The sequence below is a fragment of the Flavobacterium sp. RSSB_23 genome, assembly GCF_051547145.1.
Lineage (GTDB): Bacteria > Bacteroidota > Bacteroidia > Flavobacteriales > Flavobacteriaceae > Flavobacterium.
In genome coordinates, this window is sequence record NZ_JBPTTO010000066.1 from 1 (window position 1) to 319 (window position 319).

Here is a 319-nt window from a genome sequence, read left to right on the forward strand (position 1 = left end):
GGGCACAGTAACCTATTCTTGGAAAAATGCTTCGAATACTGTAGTGGGTTCTACTGCAACAGTTGATAACCTTCCTGCTGGAACCTATACTGTAACTGTATCTGACTCTTGTTCTTCTGAATCCAATTCTGTAACTATTGGACAACCTGAAGCAGCTTTGGCTTTGGGTGCTTCTTCTAAAACTGATGCTTCTTGCTTTGGAGCCAGCACGGGTTCTGTAACTGCGGGTGCTGTAACTGGAGCTGTGGGCACAGTAACCTATTCTTGGAAAAATGCTTCCAATACTGTAGTGGGTACCACTGCAACAGTTGATAACCTT

1 pseudogene is annotated in these 319 nt (G+C 44.2%); it reads left to right on the forward strand.

Annotation, left to right across the window (positions count from 1 at the left end):
* Window positions 1-319 (forward strand): annotated as a pseudogene (locus ACSVH9_RS16395) (hypothetical protein); the annotation flags it as partial.